This window comes from Tenacibaculum sp. TC6, assembly GCF_050606265.1.
GTDB lineage: Bacteria > Bacteroidota > Bacteroidia > Flavobacteriales > Flavobacteriaceae > Polaribacter.
In genome coordinates this window covers 1-2,747 of record NZ_JBOCUK010000068.1, presented here as the reverse complement: position 1 = coordinate 2,747, position 2,747 = coordinate 1, and the positions used below count along the sequence as shown (strand labels likewise).

At 35.2% G+C, this 2,747-nt stretch carries 2 protein-coding genes; both read right to left on the bottom strand.

The window, feature by feature from the left end; translation table 11 throughout:
* The coding region (locus tag ACQY1Q_RS17265) for a M4 family metallopeptidase (protein WP_431006575.1) at nt 1–2,147 on the bottom strand (2,147 nt) is incomplete at its 3' end.
* A gap of 177 nt (nt 2,148–2,324) precedes the next feature.
* On the bottom strand, nt 2,325–2,747 hold a 423-nt coding region (locus ACQY1Q_RS17260), incomplete at its 5' end, for a T9SS type A sorting domain-containing protein (RefSeq protein WP_431006574.1).

Genomic DNA, 2,747 nt, shown 5'->3' with positions numbered 1-2,747 from the left:
TCTGAATATCCGTTTCCGGCTCCTGAAGCATTATCTATACTACCCAACTGAACTCTTTGAATGTACTCATCAGCTACACTGTCTCCTTTTGAAGAACAATAAGTAACCGGAGTTGTTCCTGTAGTAGTTACACTTGTAGTTGCTGCTGCTCCACTACCTCCTGAAGTACAATTGGCTTTTACTGTACAAGTATAAGCAGTACCCGGAGTTAAACCTGTAATCACTCTTGACATTCCTGTTTCATTATAATTAGTTCCGTTAACTGTTACTGTATACGAATTAGCCCCTGTAACTGACGACCATGTTAATGTAAATCCATTATCATTCACATTAGATGATGCTAAATTAGTAGGAGCTGCTAAACCACATTGCTCAACATAAGCTTCTCCAACCCCCACTGCATACCAAGCATTTGTTACTGATTTCACTTCATTACTATTCGCTCCATATAAATCTGTTGCTGCTGTAATTGCTCCTGTTCTGGCATCATTAAAAGTAGCATTAGATGATAAGTAATTAGCTTCTGTTCTATAAGCTATTTTAGCTGCCTTAGCAATTCCTATTCCTGAAACATTATAACTATCATTAACATCATTAGTTCCTGAACCTCCTACTGAAAGTAAATAAAACCAGTAATTTAAAACTCCTGAATTTGTATGTACCCCACAGTAATCATTACTTTGAGTTGGTGTACCACAATTAGGGCTTTTCCAATAAGTTCCACCATACGTATCCGGTTGACTTCTTTCATTAGGATTACTCATTGAACGTAAAGCAACCGATCCTGATCTTCTATCGATTTCATCACCTATTAACCATACTGCTGCATCAGGAGCAGCATCATTTCCATTCCCTTTTGCAAAGTGCTCAACCGCTGCACCCCAAATATCAGAGAATCCTTCATTAAGAGCTCCTGACTCTCTTTGATATGCTAAATCTGCTGTATGAGAACAAACTGCATGTCCAATTTCATGAGCAGCAACATCAATAGACGTTAATGCATCAAAATACCCATTACCTTCGTTACCATTAGAACTTCCATCACCATAAGTCATAACAGACCCGTTCCAAAAGGCATTATCATAACCGGCTCCTCCCGGAATGTTATCATAATGCACATAACTGTTTATTGCTGCTCCTGACCCATTATAACTATTTCTGTTATGTATTTGTGAGAAATAATCAAACGTCTTTTCAGCTCCCCAGTGCGCATCTAAAGCTGCGTTATCTTTAGCCGCATTGTCAAACTCAGCAGCTGTCCAGTTATTATCGTTATCTGTAAAGTTTGTAGAAGGGTAACTATTTTGCCCGCCACTATTGTACGTATTAATACCATTTCCTCTGGTATCATCTCTTAACGCATAACTTCCGCTAATTATTCTGGTATCAATTGCTCTAGAACCACTATATCTGGTAGCGGCATTTCCTGTAGCAAACATTTCAACTGAATTTGCTACTACTTTAGTAGAAACACTAACTTTTCCTAAATTTTTTGAAGAGTTCGCATGTTCATCTACGTGCTTAATAATAGCATTAAAAAATAAAGCTTCTCCTGTATGTGCATCTATATACAAGTAACCTCTACTCAATGGTTTTAAGGCATAAATATCAAATTTATATGCTAATCTTGCCTCTTTTTTTCCAATAACACTTCCCGGTAGAATTAATAATTCCCCTTCCGGTTTCTTATAATTACCTATTTTTTTTGCTTCTTCCGGCGCTTCCCATAAATACTGTTCTGCTCCGGTATGAGTAATTGCTCTTTTAAAAGCACTTCCTTTTGTTAACTTTGGAGTTGTATTAACGTTTTCAACGTTATAAAACTCACCGTTCATACTTTCCAGAACACCTCTTTTAGCATGAGCTGTATACGTTCCGAATTCTACTTTTAATCCTTTAAATCTTTGTTGATATTTTTCATGAACAAATCCTAGATCATCACTTTTTGACTGGATTCTTGCCAAACCATCATTAGAAGATAGTTTTAATTTTTCTCTAATTAGCTCCGGTGCTTTTTCAAGAGAAATTTTAGAAGATTTTTCAAATGTTAAATGTTTCAAGTCTTTTTTATCCTGAGCATACGTTGTAAGTATTCCGGATACTAAAAGCCCAGATAACATTATACCTTTAATGTATCTGTTTTTCATTTTAGAAGGGTTTTATGTTAAATATTTATTATTAGCCATTTAAAAAGAATGACTTGGTAACAAATATACATTTTTTTAACAAAAAAATAACAATTGATTTTTAATAAAAATCAATTGTTATTTTAATAAAAAAGTCCGAGGATTTCTCGGACTTTATCGTAATAAATAAAAAGTAAATTATTTTTTAACCAGCTTAGTTGTTAATGATTTTTGACCGTCATTAACTTCTAAGATGTATATTCCTGAGTTTAACTTTGACACATCTAGTGTAGATGATAACTTTCCTGATTGAACTACACTTCCTATTGTATTTACAATCTTATAAGTTGAACCTTCTGCTCTGAAACCTACTTTTACTTGTACCGAATTAATTGCAGGGTTTGGATAAGCCATTAAATCAATACCACCCTCGTTTCTTAACGCTTCTGCTTCAACAATATCCGTAGTTTTAGCCGAGCTTGCTGTAATATTTACTGTGTAATCTTCTACCTCTCCGTATGAGAAAGACTCACAAGCTTCTTGAGTAGCATTCCACTTCATCGATACACGCATTCTCGTTGATCCTAACGCTGCATCTGTTGGTATAGCTACATTATAACT